The following is a 16,630-nucleotide window of genomic DNA, read 5'->3' as shown; positions in this document are numbered from 1 at the left end:
CGGTCAGCCGATTTTGTAAGTAGGAGGCATTATGCGCAGGCTCGTTTTCTTCGCTGCGGCACTCCTTTTGTCCAACGGTGCGGTGGCGCAAGAGGCGGCTGATGCTGTCGCGCCCGAATTGGGCGGGGCAGGTGCCATTGCAACGAGCGCCGCAGTCGCAGACGCCCAACGCCACAAAGAATCTGGTCAACCGGTTGTGGCAGATGACTGGATGATCGCGGCAGCGCATCCCCTTGCTGTCGAGGCGGGCGCAAAGGTACTGCGCGCAGGCGGCACTGCGGCGGATGCGATGATTGCCGCCCAGCTGGTGCTGGGACTGGTCGAACCGCAAAGTTCGGGTCTTGGTGGCGGGGCTTTTCTGGTCTGGTGGGACGCGACGCGTCGTAGTCTCACCACACTCGACGGCAGAGAAACCGCCCCGCTGGCCGCAACGCCATTGATGTTTCAGGCCGAAGACGGCACGCCGATGGATTTTTTCAAGGCGGTGCCCGGTGGCCTGTCGGTGGGTACTCCGGGCACGCCTGCATTGTTGCACGCCGCGCATCAACGCTGGGGGCAGGCCGATTGGGGCACGCTGTTTGATGATGCGATCCGGTTGGCCGAGGATGGATTTACCGTCAGCGAACGTATGCATCAGTCGATTGTGCGCAATGCGCTGACATTCGCACCCTTTCCAGAAACGGTTGCCTATTTCCTTCCCGATGGAGAACCGATCCCAGTCGGTCAGACCTTACACAACCCGGCCTATGGCAAAACGCTGCGCGCGTTCGCCCAAGACGGGCCAGATGTATTTTACACAGGAGAGATTGGTCGGGAAATCCTGCGCGCTGTGCAGAATGCGCCCTATAATCCGGGGTTGCTGACCGAAATGGACCTTGCGATTTACCAAGTGCGCGAGCGTGCGCCAGTTTGCGCGGCCTATCGCGACCATGAAATCTGTGGCATGGGACCACCATCATCCGGGGCGCTGACTGTGGGGCAGACGCTTGGCCTGCTGTCGGGGTTCGATTTGGCCGCGATGGGGCCGCACAGCGTGGAGGCACGGCGGCTCATCGGGGATGCCAGCCGGCTCGCTTTTGCCGATCGCGGGCGCTACATGGCTGATAGTGATTTTGTGCCGATGCCAACGCAGGGCTTGCTGGAGTCGAGCTATGTGGCGCGGCGGGCCGAATTGCTGAAAGGCGACGATGCGCTGCCGGAGGTGACGGCTGGAACGCCCGAGTTCGACCATGCCCTGAACTGGGCGGATAGCGACGTGATCGAATTGCCGTCAACGTCGCATATGTCGATCGTCGATCGCTATGGCAACGCGCTGTCGATGACGACCACCATTGAGAGTGCATTTGGCTCGCGCCTGATGGCAGCGGGATTCCTGTTGAACAATGAGTTGACCGATTTTTCATTTCGCAGCCACCGCGACGGGGTTCCTGTCGCTAATCGGGTAGAGCCGGGTAAACGTCCGCGTTCGTCGATGGCGCCAACGATCGTGCTGAAGGATGGGGCGCCGGTTCTGTTGATAGGGAGTCCGGGGGGCAGCCGGATCATTCCGTATGTTACCAATGCGATTATTGCGCATCTTGATTGGGGACTGGATGTGCAACAGGCCGTGGCATTGCCGCATCTGGTCAACCGCTTTGGGACCTATGACCTTGAGGAGGGCACCAATGCCGAGGCTATGGCAGATCCACTGCGCGCGCTGGGTTACGAGGTGAACTTGCGCGATCTGACATCAGGGCTGCATGCGATCTCAATCGGCGACGGTTTGCGCGGTGGAGCTGACCCACGTCGTGAGGGCGTCGCATTGGGAGAGTAGGTACTGCCGCCCGAAAGACGCCAGTCAAGCATCCCAATTTTGCCAGATTTATCGGGGACACTGCCGCCGAACGACGCGACAGGAGTAGCCGAAATGATCAACAAATTTGCACTCGGTTTTGCCGCGGTCGCCGCATGTGCGGTTGCCGGGGTTGATTACATTTCCCAAGCGCAGGCTTTGGGGAAAGGGCCGGGCGAATACTCCATGACGGATTACACCCAGTCCGTATCCACGCGCGTCGGCGCACTGGTGGGGACACCACCAGAGACGCCAAAGGTGTTGGCCAAAACCTACCTGCCCGAAGCGCCAAATGGTTGGACCCGGCGCAGCTGGTCGCCCGAGGATACTGGTGTTTTCGGTGATGCGGACATGGTGGGTCTCAAAGCGACGCTGCTGAGTAAATTCAACGAAAGCACGGCAATGACCGCGGCCAAATCAATGATGGCTGGTAAGGAAAATGCACGCGCGGAACGCGATGTATGGGAATATGTCGGGGCAACGGGCACGATCCGTCTGTCAGCCACTCACAATCCGTCCACGGGTCGAATATTTGCTGAAAAACTGGAAAACGATCCTGCCCGCGCCAATGTCATGCTGCGTCAGAGCGGCCGCCCGATCATCATGGGTGAAATCGCTGGTGTGACATTCTATGCGTCCAAACGTGACGAATTTGACAGCAGTGGCAACCTGCCGATCTTTGCGCGCGGCTATATCGGTGATGACATTGCAATCACGGCCTATGCTGACGGTAATCACGAGACACTGCTCGATCTGTTACTGGCCATCGACTATGATGCGCTGAATGCAATGCAGGAAAAGCCTGCCAGTGGTATCGGTAGTGATGCCCGCCCAATCAGCGCGAAAAAGCGCGCGATCTTTTTGACCCGCGCCGCGCAGCTAGAAAAAGCAGCGGCCGAAACCGCCAATCGCGTGGCGAAAGCAACGAGTGAAACCAAGGAGATCGCGGCCAAGCGGCTTGAGCGTCAGGGCAAGGAAGGTGGGCTTTTTACCAGCCTTGATCAGTCATCTGACGATAAGTCGGATGAGGCAAAGTCCGGTGCAAAGCGGCTCCAACTGAATTCGGACACCTGTCGCACCAGTAGTGTTGGCAAGTTCTGTGGCACCGATTGATGCCAGTTACGCGCGATACAGCGTCCTAAGGCGCGCAGATTTCATTCCACGGCCCCTTGGCCTGCGTGTAAAAACGCGCGATGGTTTTGGTGGGAAAGGGGCCTGCCATGAATTCCACACTATGCGGCGTTATTATATCTATAGAACATGCGTGTTCGTAGCGCGGGTGTCAGGCGGAACATGGCGCGTTTCTCGGGGCATGCGGTACTGTTGACGACCTGTCTTGTGATTGCGTTGGGCGGCTGTTCGCGTGCGCTGACACCCAATGAGCGCGCCTTTGCCGCCGATATCCTCGGGCCGAGCCTTGATGCGGGCAAAGTGAGGGTGGCGCAGGATATGGGCTTTGCCGCCCCGCCCACGAAATCGCATCGGGTTCCCAGATCACTACCGGTCGACAGCCCACCACATGAGGGGGCATGCGACAGAACCGCGCCGCAAGCGGCCTCGGGACCGCCACCTGCATGGGCGCTCTTCAATCGCGTCCATTTCGTCACTGACCTCTACCAGCCCGACCTGGCGGCAGGCTGGCCCCAATATGCGCTCTTTCCGCAGGCATTGGTGATGGCGCATGAATTGGTGCATGTTTGGCAATGGCAGAACCGCAATCGGACGCATTATCACCCCGTTCGTGCCGCCTTGGAAAGCCTCGTCAATCTCGACCCTTATTTCTATGTCCCCAAAGATGGGACGGCGTTCCTCGAATACGGGTACGAACAGCAGGCGGCACTGCTGGAAGACTATCTGTGCTATGCGCTATACGATCCTGCCAACGCGCGGCGCGCCCACCTGCGCACAATCCTGTCGCCCTATTTCCCACTCGATCGGCTGGATGCGTCGCTCGCCCGGTAAGGCGTCGTTTTGAATGCCACGCGTCGGTTTTGCATCGCCTTAGGTCGGCTGGGCTGCGCGCGGTTCCGCTGGCATGATAAAAGCAGGATAACATATGCGCCAGGGAGACGGTCTCATGCAAACCCAAGTCAAAGCTCTTGTTGTCGGTGGCGGTGCCGTCGGTACGTCCATTGCCTATCACCTCGCAAAGGCTGGGTGGGATGATGTGATGCTGTTAGAGCGTGATGAATTGACATCGGGCAGCACATGGCATGCAGCGGGGCTGCTGCCGCTCTTTAACATGAGCTATGCCACGACCCATATTCACAAATATTCGGTCGATTTCTATAAGACTCTGGAACAAGAGACTGGCCTCAACGCCGGTTTTGCCGTGGTGGGCAACCTGCGGATGGCCCAAACCGAAGAGCGGATGGACGAGTACCGCCTCTACGCGTCGACAGCCGAGACATGCGGTGTTCCCTATGTCTGGTTGACCCCGGATGAGATCAAGGAAAAATGGCCGCTGATCAACACATCCGATCTGAAGGGCGCGCTGTATCACAATACGGATGGCTACATTAATCCTGCCGATGTGACGCAGGCGATGGCCAAAGGTGCCCGCCAGCGCGGTGTAATGATCGAACGCAAGTGGCAGGCTGACGGGTTCCATTGGACAGGTACGCATTGGGAAGTGACCTGCTCGAAGATGGTCGAGAAAGGCGGCAACCTTGTCCCTTCTGACGAACAGATCGTTATTACGGCAGAACATGTTGTGACCGCCAGCGGCAACCATGCGCAACGCACGGCCAAGATGCTGGGTATCAAGATGCCTGCGATCCCGGTCGAGCATCAGTTCATCGTTATGGACACAGATCCCGCACTGGTCGAATTTCGCAAAGAAGCCGGCAACCCCGAGCATCCGGTGATCCGTGACGCCGACGCCCAAAGTTATGTCCGTGAAGAACGCGGCGGCTGGATTCTTGGCGTCTATGAAAAGAACGCCCCGGCCGTCTTTGAACATAGGGTGCCCGACAGCTTTCGTGCCGATCTGTTCCCGCTCGATCTGGAGCGCATTGAAGAGCAATATATGGCAATGATCCACCGCATCCCGTCCTGCGAGGAAAGCGGCCTGAAGGATGATTTCAACGGTCCGATCTGCTACACGCCCGATGGCAACCCGCTGGTTGGTCCCGCGCCGGGTCTGCGTAATATGTGGCTCGCCGAAGGATTCAGCTTTGGCATCACTGCGGCAGGCGGAACTGGGTATTTTCTAGCGCAGATGATGGTCGACGGCGAGGCCGAGATCGATATGGCGAGCCTTGATCCCAAACGGTACTCGTCCAACTGGATGACGACCGAGTTCGCAGCGCGCAAGAATGAGGAATGCTACGACCACGTCTATATCCTGCACCATCCGGACGAGGAACGCCCGGCGTGCCGTCCGCTGCGCACGGCGCCCGCCTATGATCGGCAAAAGGCGCGTGGCGCGCAGTTCGGGTTCGTCAATGGCTGGGAACGGCCTAACTATTTCGGCCCGCTCGACGCGCCGGAAAACTTTGACCATGACGCGCGCAGCTTTCGCCGTGGCGGTTGGTGGCAATATGCCGTGGACGAAGCCCGCGCGATCCGAGAGGGCGTCGGCCTGATCGACGCGACGGCGTTTACCAAGCATGTCGTTAAGGGGCCGGGCGCAACCCAGTTCCTTGATTGGTTCACCTGTAACAAACTGCCGAAAGTGGGCCGGATCAACCTGACCTATGCGCTGACCGCGAACGGCACGACGCGCACCGAATACACCATCGTGCGCAATGGCGAGAACAACTATTACCTCGTCTCTGCCGGGGCATGGACGGAATATGACGCCGATTTCCTGCGCAAGGCCGCCGAGGATAAGATGGAGGAGTTCGGCTATATCGAAATTCAGGACGTTACGACGCAATGGGGCGTTTTCGCCATCGCGGGTCCGAAATCGCGCGATGTCCTGAATGAGGTGATCAAAGACGCAGATCCGGCGACCGCGCTCAGCAACAAGCGGTTCCCGTGGCTGACGGCACGCAAAATCGAGCTGGGCATGTGCCCGGTCAACGCGATCCGTGTCGCCTATACCGGTGAATTGGGCTGGGAACTGCATCACCCGATGGAGATGCAGAACTATCTCTTTGATCTGCTGATGGGCGCGGGGGAAAAGCACGGGATGAAGCTGGTCGGCGCGCGCGCGCAGAACTGGCTACGACAAGAGAAATCCTACCGCGCCTTCGGCAATGAACTGGGGCGCGACGCGACGCCGCTGGAGGCTGATCTGCCGCGCTTTGTTGATCTGGACAAGGAATTTCACGGCAAGGATAAGCTGGTCGAAACCGGCGTGCGCGCCAAATGCTGCACCTTGCTGATCGACGGGCCGGACGATGCCGATCCGTGGGGGCGCGAAGTGCTCTACACTGCGGACGGCGAACGGGTCGGGCGTCTGACATCGGGCGGCTATTCTGTGGCGTTCGGCAAGAGCATCGGCATGGGCTATATCCGCCCCGAACTGGTCGTGCCGGGCACGGTGCTGAAGGTCAAGATCATGGACAAGCTGTGGGACGCAACCGTGACCGAGGACAGCCCCTATGATCCGAAGAACGAGGTGATCCGCAAGGACGGGTGAGGGCAGGGCCATCGCGCGGAACAGCGGCCCCTCGGGCCGCCGCGCGATTGCCCGCTGCCCGGCAGGCGATTGCTTGCAATCGACGAGAGGGAGACCGCCTGTCGTACCAAAGATGCGCAGCTTTTGTTGGCACGCCTTCGGTGTGACGGGCTGGCGATTTCGAGAGGTGGTGCTGCCGCTGCTTATGTCGGAGAGGCTTGGCTGGCATAAAGTGGCCAAATGGACTGTTGCGTCGCCACCCCACGGTCTGGCGACCGCACGGCTAGGGCTGGGAGTATCGCGCAAATGTCTGCTTGGAGCCCATAGTTCTCGCTTTCTGTACCGCAGCAGAGGTCCGCTTTTGGTAATGACAACTAGTCGATTGGACACTTTTCAAATTGTCAGCCAGCTTTCGCGACCCTCACCGACGCGAACGATCCTAGCGCCAGCAAGTTTTTTGCCTTCGGCCCTTCCAGTGAAATCATATATGCTGCGATATAGAGCCATCGACTCTTCATCCGAATGGGTGATCCGAACTTCATCAACTTTTGCGCGCCGGAACGACTTCTGTATTTCGGCTAGTGCATATTCTGCCGTCACGAATGAACCGAGTTCTCGGTAGATATTGCCACTTTGTCGGACCAGGACCGCATGAACGGCGGATACGCCCATTTTCGATTTCTCTGAAAGCTCATCGACAGGCACTCTATCGCCCTTATTGGTATCCAAAAGATGCGCGCCCGGCGACGGTCCCATTACAAGATGGGTCACTCCGCCAATGGCGAGTAGCACGAGGAATGCGATTAACTCGCCCATATTTCGCTCTCCAAAATGCTCGATGCCTTGTGAAAGATCATTCTCCTACCGATCTCGACAACAAAACCCGACTATACCGTCAAGCGCGACTTCTAGTAACGATTTTTCGAGGTAAAGCAGACCTTTGATTCAAACTACTGAACGGCAGCTTTGTCCCGCACAGCGGACGTTCGGCTTAAGTATTTACAGGCGCTCGCACGGCCACCTTCCAAGACAGGCACTCAACCCCCCTTCATGTAGGGCATCAGCACGACCTCACTGTCGGGCCTGATCTCCGTGAACCATGAATTGCGGTAAACGCGCCCGTCGATGGCGACGGACACGCCGCGTTTAATCTGCGGCCCAAGGGCAGGGTAGTCACGTTGAAGAGTGTCCAGCAACTCTTTGAAGTTGCTGGCCTCCACCTCGACTTCTTCCCGCCCGTCCGCAAGGTCGCGCAACGATCCCCAAAGCGCGACAGTCACCATGGTTCAGCCCTTCGACATCATCGCCTTGAGGATCTTCGGCGGTGACATTGGCAGTTCGTGCAGACGGATGCCTGCCGCGCGGCTGACGGCGTTGCTGAGTGCCGCGAGGGGGGGCACGATCGACGTTTCACCCACGCCACGCACACCATAGGGATGGCCGGGGTTCGGGATCTCCAGAATGACCGTATCGATCATCGGCAGATCCGAGGCGACCGGGACACGGTAGTCAAGGAAGCCGTCATTTTGCAGCTTGCCATCCTCACCATAGATGTACTCTTCGTTGAGCGCCCAACCGATGCCCTGCACCGAACCGCCCTGCATCTGGCCCTCGACATAGTCGGGATGGACCGCCTTACCAGCATCCTGAAACACGGTGTATCGTACGACTTTGGTGGCACCGGTTTCCGGATCGACCTCCACATCCGCCAGATGCACGCCAAAGCTGACGCCGGCGCCTTCGGCGTTGACTTCATGATGCCCGGCAATCGGTCCGCCGGTTTCGGATGCGATGGCGGCGATCTCGGCAATGCTCATGGGATCGAAATTGCCCGCATTTGGCCCGGAAGGCTTGGCATAACCGTCTTCCCAGTACACCGCTTCCTCGTCGATCCCCCAGATCTTGGCGACGCGTCGGCACATGACCTGGATCGCGGCGCGTGCGGCTTCGATGGTCGCCAGTCCTACTGCAAAGGTCACGCGAGATCCGTCGGTCACGTCATTGTGGCCCAGACTGTTGGTATCGGTGATTACTGTGCGCACTTTGTCATAGGGGATGCCCAGTTCTTCGGCTGCCATCATCGAGATCGACGCACGGGAGCCACCGATATCTGGGTTGCCTTCGGTGATGCCCACAGTGCCGTCATTGTTAAGGTTCAGTGAAACGCAGGTGTTTCCACCAAAGTTGAACCAGAACCCGCAACTGATTCCGCGCCCTTGGTTCTCGCCCAGCGGGGCTGTGTAGTGGGGGTGGGCCTGAGCGGCCTCCAATGTTGCGACCAGACCGATCTGATCGAAGGTTGGTCCATAGGACGCTTTTGTGCCATCGCGCGCGGCGTTCTTCAGGCGCACTTCCATTGGATCGAGACCCAGTTCCTGACAAAGTTCATCCACAACGCTTTCGACGGCATAAATTGCCACCGGCGCGCCGGGGGCACGATACGCGGCTTCCTTGGGCCGGTTGGCCAGCGCGTTCCAGCCTTGGGTGCGCACGGCCTCCAGATCATAGGCGGCAAACGCAGCCTGAGCGCCGAAGCTGACCGTTTGGCAGGGGAACGCGCCGCCCTGATAACGCAATTGCGCGTCGCCAGCGGTGATACGTCCGTCCTTGGTCATGCCGATCTTTACGTCTGTCGATGATGACACTGTCGGGCCTGTGGCGCGGAACACTTCGTCGCGGGTCATCACGATCTTGACCGGGCGGTTGGATTTGCGGCTGAGCGCAAGGGCGAGGGGTTCGATGAACACGGTTGTTTTCCCGCCAAAACCACCGCCGATTTCGGATGCAGTGACGCGCAATTGGCTGGCTTCCATCCCCATGATCCCGGCGCAAAGCTCTCGCACAAAGAACTGTCCTTGGGTGCAACACCACAGATCCCCACGGCCATCGGCCATAGTGGCAAGGCAGGCGTGAGGCTCGATATAGCCCTGATGCGTGGCCTCTGTTTTGAAGCTGCGCTCGAGGATCAGATCGGCTTTGGTAAAGCCTGCCTCCAGATCACCGTGCCCGAACTCGTGAAAATTGGTGACGTTCGGCCCGCAGCCCTCTGGCACGCTTTCGTCTGCACGGCCTTCTTGCACCACGGGGGCATCTGCGGCCATCGCGGCATCGACATCCGTGACATGCGGCAGCACTTCATAGTCGACCTTGATCAGCTTGAGGGCGGCGCGTGCGGTTTCGGCATCTTTGGCCGCGACCGCCGCAACCGCGTGGCCATGATAAAGCGCCTTGCCACGCGCGATACAGTTGTCCTGTACGTCGCGCAGAAAGTCATCCTCGGGCACATCGAAATCATCAGAGGTGATCACCGCCTTAACCCCGGCCAACGCTTCGGCGGCAGAGATGTCTATGGCTTTGATACGCGCATGGGCATGGGGCGAGCGCAGTACGCGCCCCGTCAACATGCCGGGGACCGAGAAATCCGCGCCGTAGAGCGCGCGGCCCGTTACCTTGTCCACACCGTCGGGGCGGGCGACGCGGGTGCCGACGACCTTGAAATCAGTCTTGGTTTTCGCAGGGAAGTTCATTTTATGCCCCTCTCATATCGGCGGCAGCGACTTGCACGGCCTTGATGATCTTGTCATAGCCGGTGCAGCGGCAGAGGTTGCCGGCCAGCCAATAGCGGATTTCCGTCTCGGACGGGTCAGGGTTGCGCTCTAGCAGTGTCTTGGCCGCGACCAGAATGCCCGGTGTGCAGATCCCGCATTGCAGTGCGGCGTTGTCGATAAAGCTCTGTTGCAGGGCATGCAGTGCGTCGCCAGTGGACATGCCTTCGACGGTCTTGATCTCGGCATCCTGCGCCTCGGCCCCCAATATAAGGCACGAACACACGATCTCGCCATTCATTTCGACGGTACAGGCACCACAGTCGCCCGTGCCGCAACCTTCTTTGGCGCCCTTCAGGCCCACCCGGTCGCGTAGTGCATCAAGCAGTGTTTCATTCGGGGGACAGACGAATTCGACCTCGTCGCCGTTGACGGTCGTGGATACGTGAATGTTCTTCATGACTTGTCTCCGGCGCGTTGCATTGCGATGCGGGCGGCTCGCTTGGCCAATACACCCGCTACATGGGTGCGGAACTCAACAGTGCCGCGTTTGTCGTCGATGGGCGAGGCTGCGGCCCGGCAGGCTGCGGTGAGCGCGTCGATGGCAGCATCTTCCAGCTTGGTGCCGATGATGGCCTTTGCGGCATCCTCGACCAGCATCACTTTGGGGCCAACGGCACCAAGGACGACGCGTGCGGCAGAAATCGTGCCATCATCCGCTAATTCCAGACTGATACCAGCGGAGGCCACGGCGATATCCATTTCGGTGCGCGGGATGAACCGCAGATAGGCGTCAGAAGCTCGTTTAGAGCGTGCGGGCAGGAAAACCGAAGTGACGAACTCGCCCGGCTTGAGCGAGATTTTACCCGGTCCGGTCGGGATGTCGATCACGTCGCAATCGCGTGTGCCGTCTGGTCCTGCGATCCGCACGATGGCAGCGGCGGCGACCATAGCGGGCACACTGTCGGCGGCCGGTGATCCGTTGCAAAGATTGCCGACCATCGTGCAGCGCCCCTGAACCTGTGTCGAGCCGATCAATTCGCACCCTTCCACGACGCCGGGCCATAGCGCAACGACCCCGGCATGTTGGCCGAGCTTAATCCCTGGCACAGCCGCGCCGATGCGATAGCCGCCATCTTCTTCGGTGATGTCGTGCATTCCATCTAGATGCTTGATGTCGACGATCATTTCCGGCTCTACCATGCCGGATTTCATCTGCACCAGCAGGTCAGTTCCACCGGCCAGAATGCGGGCTTTGCCGGCATTTTGTGCCAGAATGTCGGCGGCTTCGGCAGCGGTTTGAGGTTTAAGATATTGCATGGCGTGACGTTCCATCCCCTTTTTATCGGCGCATGGGCGCCCATCGTTTGGCCAGAGTAAAGCGCAAATGGACCGAACCCGCAATGCGCGAGGCAAGAAAAACTCCATAGAAAACGCAGGGCCTTACCACACAAATTTTGCGCGGCTATTGCGGGGTGATCCGCCGTGCGCCGGTGGCCGCGATGGATCGCGCTGAATACCCGTCGATGCTGCGTAAAAAACCGTTCAGCTCGGGATTGCTGCGGGTCGCCTCGCGGGCGGCTGAGATTACCAGATCGACCTCTTCGGATTTCAGGCGCAGCCGTGTCGGGATCGCGTTTAATTTTTCGCGTTCGTCGTCTGCGACGTCATGAAATGAAATCTGCCCGACAAAGAGCTTCACGTCGCTGCAATCCCATCCATCGAGTGATCCGCGCAGACGACGCACTTCGGCGCGGCTAAGACCACAGCGGAATTCGGTCAGATCCTTTACCCAGTCGTCCAGCGAGAGCCGCATCAGATCATAGCCAACGCGTGTGGCTGAAGACATGGATGAGTTCGCAATCGACATGGCAAGTTGCAGGCCTCCGGGGCCTTTTTGCTTTTTCGACCACTTGTAGTCTGACTGCACGCCAGCATTTGCCACCAGAAACAGCATGCGCCGCAACTTTACCGCTTCCTGCGCGCTCAGGGGGCCATATGGCGTTTCGGATTTCGCTCTTGCCATCGTCAGGCCGGTTGTGCCGAAATTATCGGTGATCCCTCCATCCAGCAATTTCACATACTTAACTTTGTCCGGGTCGCGATAGCTTTCCAGCGTTTGACCATAAGCCCGCATGGCTGATGCCGCTTCGGGGTTGAACCGTGCCGCTGTCAGCCAGTCAGGTTCCGAATAGTCGCACGCCTCGCTATGGGCCTCCAGCACGATGGGCGAAAAGACCAGCGGAAAGGCGGCAGAGGCAGCGACGGCTTCGGAAACAGGCAGCGTTCCCAGATCCGAACACAGGGCATTGAACGTTTCGGGGGAAAACAGGAACGGCGTATTGTTTGCCACATCTGCGGCGTTGATCCACGTGATCGCATGGCCGCGTTTTGCCAGATCTGCAAAGGTCGCCTTGCCGAAGATGCTTTCGTCCAAGAACCGCGCAAAAGTGTTTCGGCCATTGGCACCGCCCGCCAATCCTCGCGCGATGGTGAACGGATTATACGGAGAGTTAGACATGTACTTTTCGGCGTTCTGGGTCAGATACCGTTCCCGGTAGCTATCAAGCCCCTTTGGTCCGTGCAGCCCATAGTAGGCCGCTGTAACCGATCCTCCGGAAACGCCGGACACCAGATTGACGTGCTTTAACAAACCGTCGCGACCATACTGATCATGCGCGGTGGCGCGCAACTCTTGCAGCATTCCATAGCCAAAGGCCGAGGCACGAGTGCCGCCCCCGGAAAATGCAAGGCCGATATAGATGCCATCGTCGCTTTGGAACGCGTTCGACTCCAAGCTGATATCAAGTTGGTTGTCGCTGCTCGAAAGGCTGGAGTTGATCGGCGCGTTGGTTGCAGAGCAGCCGATCAGGATCAGTGCCGCAGCAGCAATCGCGATTCTCGACCTCGTCCACATGGTTTTGCTCCGGTTGTGCGCCTTTTGCGTCGCGCGGTCACGCTAATGCAGCGCGCGGCCCGCGCAAAGTCCTTTTGCGGTGTTCTTGCAGTGCGTCCCCACAAGACAAGGTATGGCAAACCGGAGGTTGATAGAGTTTCGTCTGCGGCGATATGATATGGCAGGGCGCAGACTGCGGTGCGTCAACATGACGAGGAGAATGGTATATGTTGCGATTTCTGAACCTGTTGACACCTGTGGCCCTTGCCTTTGGCATGGTAGTGCCTGCTGCGGCAGGCGACCTAGGCGGAATAACCCCGATCAAGCGGCTGGAAGCGTCGCGAATGATCTACAGGGCTGGTCTTGCCGATCAGGATCCATTGATGCTGATCGTTGCTGCAAAGATGCGAAAGACCGTTCCGCTGACTTTTCGTGCGCTTGCCCCCGAAGGCGGCAGTGCAGAAGGGGCCGATCCACTGAGTGCCGAGGCCATGCTGAACGCCGCGGCGATGCTTGCCCAAGGTGACCCAGTGATGGAGCAGCTGGTAAAGGACGTGCGCTTTACAGACGTGAAAGGCGTACCGGGAGGGCCGGTCTATTCCAGCACGGCGATCGCTGCGGCGAAGGACCACAAATACCCGCAAGTGCCGTTTGAGGGCGGTGCCTATGCCGAGATCTACGTCGAAGGGCAAGGACAGTCCAACCTTGATCTGTTCGTCTACGATGGCGCAGGGCGGCTGGTTTGTTCCGATACCGACATCACCGATATTGCCTATTGCGGGTGGAAACCGTCGGCGACGGCAGAATTTACTATTCAGGTGATCAACAAGGGCAATGGAACACAGTACTCTTTGGTCACAAACTGAGCGGCGCGCCTGTCGGAAACGCAGGTACCTGTGGCGTCTTTGCGGTCGCTCGGACTCTGCATTGATGGTTTGTGTACCGGTGAATACTAACTGACCTACGAGCCACCAGCATGTCAGAATTGTCGGATGACCTGTTCATCACGGATCGCCATTTCCGTTTGCATCCCCCAGACTGTCTGGAGATCATGATTTGTCGACCGCGCGCTGCCGGAGGCCCCCGTCCGACGGCGGTGAGGCAAGCAGGGCAACTGACCAATGACGTGTCGCTCTCGCGGCATGACCTGCCGCGCAAAGCGGGGGGAAACCTGCCGTTTTGACAGCGTGATCCGTGCAGACATGTACCTGTTTTTGTGAATAACATTATCGAGTGAAGGAAAAATATGATGCTGAAACACCTCATGGCCGCGGCGCTTGCCGCATTACTGATGACCCCCTTGGCGCGCGCCGAAGATCTGAAGCTGGCGGTTACAACATCGTTTCACAACTCTGGCCTTGCCGATGTTCTGCTACCCGAGATCAAGGCAGACACCGGCATTAACGTGCAGCTCTTGGTGGTCGGCACCGGTCAGGCGCTACGCTTGGGGGAGGCGGGCGATGTTGATGCGATCCTAGTACACGCCAAAGCCGCAGAAGAGGCCTTTGTCGCGGGCGGCAACGGCACGCACCGACGTGAGATCATGTATAACGATTTCGTTGTCGTTGGCCCGTCCGATGACCCGGCGGGTGCGGCAAACGCGGCCATGGCCACAGATGCGCTGGGTGCAATCGCCGCAGTCGAGGCACCGTTTGTCAGCCGCGGGGACGATAGCGGGACGCACAAAAAAGAGCTGAGCTTATGGGCGGCTGCCGACGTCAATCCCGAAGGCGAGTGGTATCGCGCCGTGGGTGCGGGTATGGGCGCTGCGCTGAACACGGCGGCCGGCATGAACGCCTACATTTTGGCAGATCGCGCCAGTTGGCTCAATTTTGGCAACAAGGGCGATCTCGCGCTGCTCTTTGCCGGTGATCCCGTCCTGTTCAACCAGTACGCATTCCTGCCAGTGAACCCGCAAAAGCATGCCCATGTCAAAGCGGACTTGGCTGTTGAGCTGGAAGAGTGGTTGACCTCGGCGCGCGCGGCCGAACTGATTGATGGATACCGCGTGGCTGGCGAGCAGTTGTTCACCTTTAACGCCAAACCCAATAGCTGAGCCGGGGCAGGGCCACAGCGGCGGGGTGTTCGCGCATCCCGCCGTCATCCTTTGGCGCTATTTACGAAACGGGCGCAGCGCCTTTTGCATCGCGGTAATCATCGCATCGCGTTGCGCTGATTGCTCTGCGTGGCTGGCACCATTGGCCGCCTCTGCCGCACCCGCGACGATCACCGCAATCGTTTCGTCGTCCAGATAGGGCTTGCCCAGATCGTCCCACCAGCCATTGAATGTGTCGCGGAAATGGTCGCAGAACGCCTGCATGCCCCCGGGTCCTGCGCCGAGACTGAACAGCGTCGTCGGCCCCATCGCTGCCCACCGCAGCCCCGGACCTGCGGCCATGGCCTTGTCCACGTCGCCGGTCGAGGCGACGCCTGATTGCACCAGATGGATCGCCTCGCGCCAAACCGCCGCTTGCAGACGGTTGGCCACATGACCGGGTACTTCGCGATGGACGCGGATCGTGACCTTACCCACGGCCTCGTAAAAGCGGGCTGCTGCATCCGCGACCCCCGGCGCAGTGGCCTCGTTTCCCATCACCTCGACCAGCGGCACCAGATGCGGCGGGTTGAACGGATGCCCCAACACCAGTCGAGATGGGTCGGCAAAACCCGGCTGCATTTGACCCAGCGTGAGACCCGACGCCGAACTGGCGATGATTGCCTCGCGCGCCATCCTTGGCTCGATCTCGGCGAAGAGAGCGTGCTTGACTGTCAGCCGCTCAGGGACGCTTTCCTGAATGAACGCAGCGCCCTCGACGGCATCACCGGCATTCTGGTGAAAGGTAACTGCGTCCGGCGTTCCGCGATCGGTCAGACCCAATTCGGTCAATGTAGGCCAAGCCGTGTCGATGTAGTCGCGGACCATCTTTTCCGCATTCGGAGAAGGATCATAAACCGCCACGGATCGCCCCGACGCTAGGAAAAGCGCGGTCCAGCTGGCCCCGATTACTCCGGCGCCCAAGGCTGAGGCATGTTGAAATTCCATCAGAACAGTCCCGGATTGAGAGGGGAAGCCGCCGTCATGCCGCCATCGACGGTAAGGGTTGCTCCGCTGACATAAGCGGCCTGATCCGACCCCAGCCATGCGACGATGTTGGCGATGTCTTCGGGCGTGCCCATCCGGCCAACCGGATGACGCGCCAGCGCATCGCGCATCGCCGCTTGCGGATCGTTGGCCAGTGCAAAGCCGTCTTCGGCCATTTCGGTCATGATCCACCCCGGACAGACCGCATTGCAACGCACCTTCGGGCCGTGATCCACCGCGATAGAGCGAGTGAGCCCATGAACGAATGCCTTGGACGCATTGTAAAGCGCCATGGATGGATCCGCGACATGCCCCGAGATCGAACCGATATTCACGATCGCACCGCCTTGGGCCTCCATCCCCGGCAGAACTGCCCGGCACATGTTGAACACGCCCCGGCAATTCGGGCCGACGACTAAATCCCAATCGGAATCTGTACTGTCGCGGACTGTTTTCTCAACCTGAACGCCGGCGTTGTTCACCAGCAACTTGATCGTCCCGTGCGAGGCGGCGCTGTCGACGATCTTTGCGGCGTCGTCGGGGCTGGCCACGTCAGCCTGCACCCACACCACCTCTGCCCCCAGATCGTCTGGTCGGGTACCGCGACCGCATGTAACCACCTTGTACCCATCCGCAAGGAGACGGTCGACGATGGCACGGCCGATCCCACGCCCACCACCGGTGACAATTGCAATGTCGTCGTTCATTT

At 59.3% G+C, this 16,630-nt stretch carries 14 protein-coding genes; 6 read left to right on the top strand and 8 right to left on the bottom strand.

Annotated features, from left to right (window positions below; translation table 11 throughout):
• Positions 1-31 precede the first annotated feature (31 nt).
• The 4 genes from ggt to N7U68_RS03730 all read left to right on the top strand — a co-directional run bounded on the left by ggt (position 32) and on the right by N7U68_RS03730 (position 6,419).
• Entirely contained in the window at positions 32-1,813 is a 1,782-nt protein-coding gene (gene ggt / locus N7U68_RS03745) for a gamma-glutamyltransferase (protein WP_263048268.1), read from the top strand.
• A 93-nt stretch (positions 1,814-1,906) separates the two neighbouring features.
• Positions 1,907-2,944 carry a hypothetical protein gene (locus tag N7U68_RS03740; protein WP_263048267.1) on the top strand — a complete coding sequence of 346 codons (1,038 nt, stop codon included), beginning with the start codon at positions 1,907-1,909 and terminating at the stop codon, positions 2,942-2,944.
• Positions 2,945-3,124: 180 nt separating this feature from the next.
• On the top strand, positions 3,125-3,793 hold the full coding sequence (locus tag N7U68_RS03735) for a basic secretory family protein (protein ID WP_263048266.1): 669 nt from the start codon (positions 3,125-3,127) through the stop codon (positions 3,791-3,793).
• Between the two features lie 115 nt (positions 3,794-3,908).
• Positions 3,909-6,419, top strand: a complete 2,511-nt coding sequence (locus N7U68_RS03730; protein WP_263048265.1) for a GcvT family protein — start codon at positions 3,909-3,911, stop codon at positions 6,417-6,419.
• A 372-nt stretch (positions 6,420-6,791) separates the two neighbouring features.
• Here N7U68_RS03730 and N7U68_RS03725 read toward each other — a convergent pair whose 3' ends face one another.
• The 6 genes from N7U68_RS03725 to N7U68_RS03700 form a co-directional block, all read right to left on the bottom strand.
• Entirely contained in the window at positions 6,792-7,214 is a 423-nt protein-coding gene (locus N7U68_RS03725) for a hypothetical protein (protein ID WP_263048264.1), read from the bottom strand.
• Between the two features lie 221 nt (positions 7,215-7,435).
• Positions 7,436-7,681 (bottom strand): MoaD/ThiS family protein, encoded by a 246-nt coding sequence (locus N7U68_RS03720; RefSeq protein WP_263048263.1) that lies wholly within the window; start codon positions 7,679-7,681, stop codon positions 7,436-7,438.
• Between the two features lie 3 nt (positions 7,682-7,684).
• The gene (locus N7U68_RS03715; protein ID WP_165192086.1) at positions 7,685-9,925 is read right to left on the bottom strand and encodes a xanthine dehydrogenase family protein molybdopterin-binding subunit; all 2,241 of its coding nucleotides are present in this window, start codon (positions 9,923-9,925) and stop codon (positions 7,685-7,687) included.
• A gap of 1 nt (position 9,926) precedes the next feature.
• On the bottom strand, positions 9,927-10,403 hold the full coding sequence (locus N7U68_RS03710) for a (2Fe-2S)-binding protein (protein WP_263048262.1): 477 nt from the start codon (positions 10,401-10,403) through the stop codon (positions 9,927-9,929).
• The gene (locus tag N7U68_RS03705; protein WP_263048261.1) at positions 10,400-11,263 is read right to left on the bottom strand and encodes an FAD binding domain-containing protein; all 864 of its coding nucleotides are present in this window, start codon (positions 11,261-11,263) and stop codon (positions 10,400-10,402) included. Before N7U68_RS03705 ends, N7U68_RS03710 begins: the two co-directional genes overlap by 4 nt.
• A 145-nt stretch (positions 11,264-11,408) precedes the next feature.
• On the bottom strand, positions 11,409-12,860 hold the full coding sequence (locus N7U68_RS03700) for a patatin-like phospholipase family protein (RefSeq protein WP_263048260.1): 1,452 nt from the start codon (positions 12,858-12,860) through the stop codon (positions 11,409-11,411).
• 206 nt (positions 12,861-13,066) lie between these two features.
• Between N7U68_RS03700 and N7U68_RS03695 the strand changes: the two genes are divergently transcribed.
• A complete protein-coding gene (locus N7U68_RS03695; protein ID WP_263048259.1) occupies positions 13,067-13,705 on the top strand; it encodes a hypothetical protein in 639 nt (212 codons plus the stop codon).
• A gap of 383 nt (positions 13,706-14,088) precedes the next feature.
• Entirely contained in the window at positions 14,089-14,895 is an 807-nt protein-coding gene (locus N7U68_RS03690; protein WP_373322955.1) for an ABC transporter substrate-binding protein, read from the top strand.
• A gap of 57 nt (positions 14,896-14,952) precedes the next feature.
• Here N7U68_RS03690 and N7U68_RS03685 read toward each other — a convergent pair whose 3' ends face one another.
• Positions 14,953-15,882 (bottom strand): 3-hydroxyacyl-CoA dehydrogenase NAD-binding domain-containing protein, encoded by a 930-nt coding sequence (locus N7U68_RS03685; RefSeq protein ID WP_263048258.1) that lies wholly within the window; start codon positions 15,880-15,882, stop codon positions 14,953-14,955.
• The gene (locus N7U68_RS03680; RefSeq protein ID WP_263048257.1) at positions 15,882-16,628 is read right to left on the bottom strand and encodes an SDR family NAD(P)-dependent oxidoreductase; all 747 of its coding nucleotides are present in this window, start codon (positions 16,626-16,628) and stop codon (positions 15,882-15,884) included. Before N7U68_RS03680 ends, N7U68_RS03685 begins: the two co-directional genes overlap by 1 nt.
• Between the last annotated feature and the right edge of the window lie 2 nt (positions 16,629-16,630).

Origin of the sequence: Roseovarius pelagicus (assembly GCF_025639885.1) — a bacterium.
Lineage (GTDB): Bacteria > Pseudomonadota > Alphaproteobacteria > Rhodobacterales > Rhodobacteraceae > Roseovarius > Roseovarius pelagicus.
Note: the sequence above shows the minus strand (reverse complement) of the source record. Positions and strands in the feature narration are given on the sequence as shown.

Excerpts from the sequence above, each read along its gene's own strand:
- ggt (WP_263048268.1), top strand. The coding sequence starts at position 32 with ATGCGCAGGCTCGTTTTCTTCGCTGCGGCACTCCTTTTGTCCAACGGT.
- N7U68_RS03740 (WP_263048267.1), top strand. The coding sequence starts at position 1,907 with ATGATCAACAAATTTGCACTCGGTTTTGCCGCGGTCGCCGCATGTGCG.
- N7U68_RS03735 (WP_263048266.1), top strand. The coding sequence starts at position 3,125 with ATGGCGCGTTTCTCGGGGCATGCGGTACTGTTGACGACCTGTCTTGTG.
- N7U68_RS03730 (WP_263048265.1), top strand. The coding sequence starts at position 3,909 with ATGCAAACCCAAGTCAAAGCTCTTGTTGTCGGTGGCGGTGCCGTCGGT.
- N7U68_RS03725 (WP_263048264.1), bottom strand. The coding sequence starts at position 7,214 with ATGGGCGAGTTAATCGCATTCCTCGTGCTACTCGCCATTGGCGGAGTG.
- N7U68_RS03720 (WP_263048263.1), bottom strand. The coding sequence starts at position 7,681 with ATGGTGACTGTCGCGCTTTGGGGATCGTTGCGCGACCTTGCGGACGGG.
- N7U68_RS03715 (WP_165192086.1), bottom strand. The coding sequence starts at position 9,925 with ATGAACTTCCCTGCGAAAACCAAGACTGATTTCAAGGTCGTCGGCACC.
- N7U68_RS03710 (WP_263048262.1), bottom strand. The coding sequence starts at position 10,403 with ATGAAGAACATTCACGTATCCACGACCGTCAACGGCGACGAGGTCGAA.
- N7U68_RS03705 (WP_263048261.1), bottom strand. The coding sequence starts at position 11,263 with ATGCAATATCTTAAACCTCAAACCGCTGCCGAAGCCGCCGACATTCTG.
- N7U68_RS03700 (WP_263048260.1), bottom strand. The coding sequence starts at position 12,860 with ATGTGGACGAGGTCGAGAATCGCGATTGCTGCTGCGGCACTGATCCTG.
- N7U68_RS03695 (WP_263048259.1), top strand. The coding sequence starts at position 13,067 with ATGTTGCGATTTCTGAACCTGTTGACACCTGTGGCCCTTGCCTTTGGC.
- N7U68_RS03690 (WP_373322955.1), top strand. The coding sequence starts at position 14,089 with ATGCTGAAACACCTCATGGCCGCGGCGCTTGCCGCATTACTGATGACC.
- N7U68_RS03685 (WP_263048258.1), bottom strand. The coding sequence starts at position 15,882 with ATGGAATTTCAACATGCCTCAGCCTTGGGCGCCGGAGTAATCGGGGCC.
- N7U68_RS03680 (WP_263048257.1), bottom strand. The coding sequence starts at position 16,628 with ATGAACGACGACATTGCAATTGTCACCGGTGGTGGGCGTGGGATCGGC.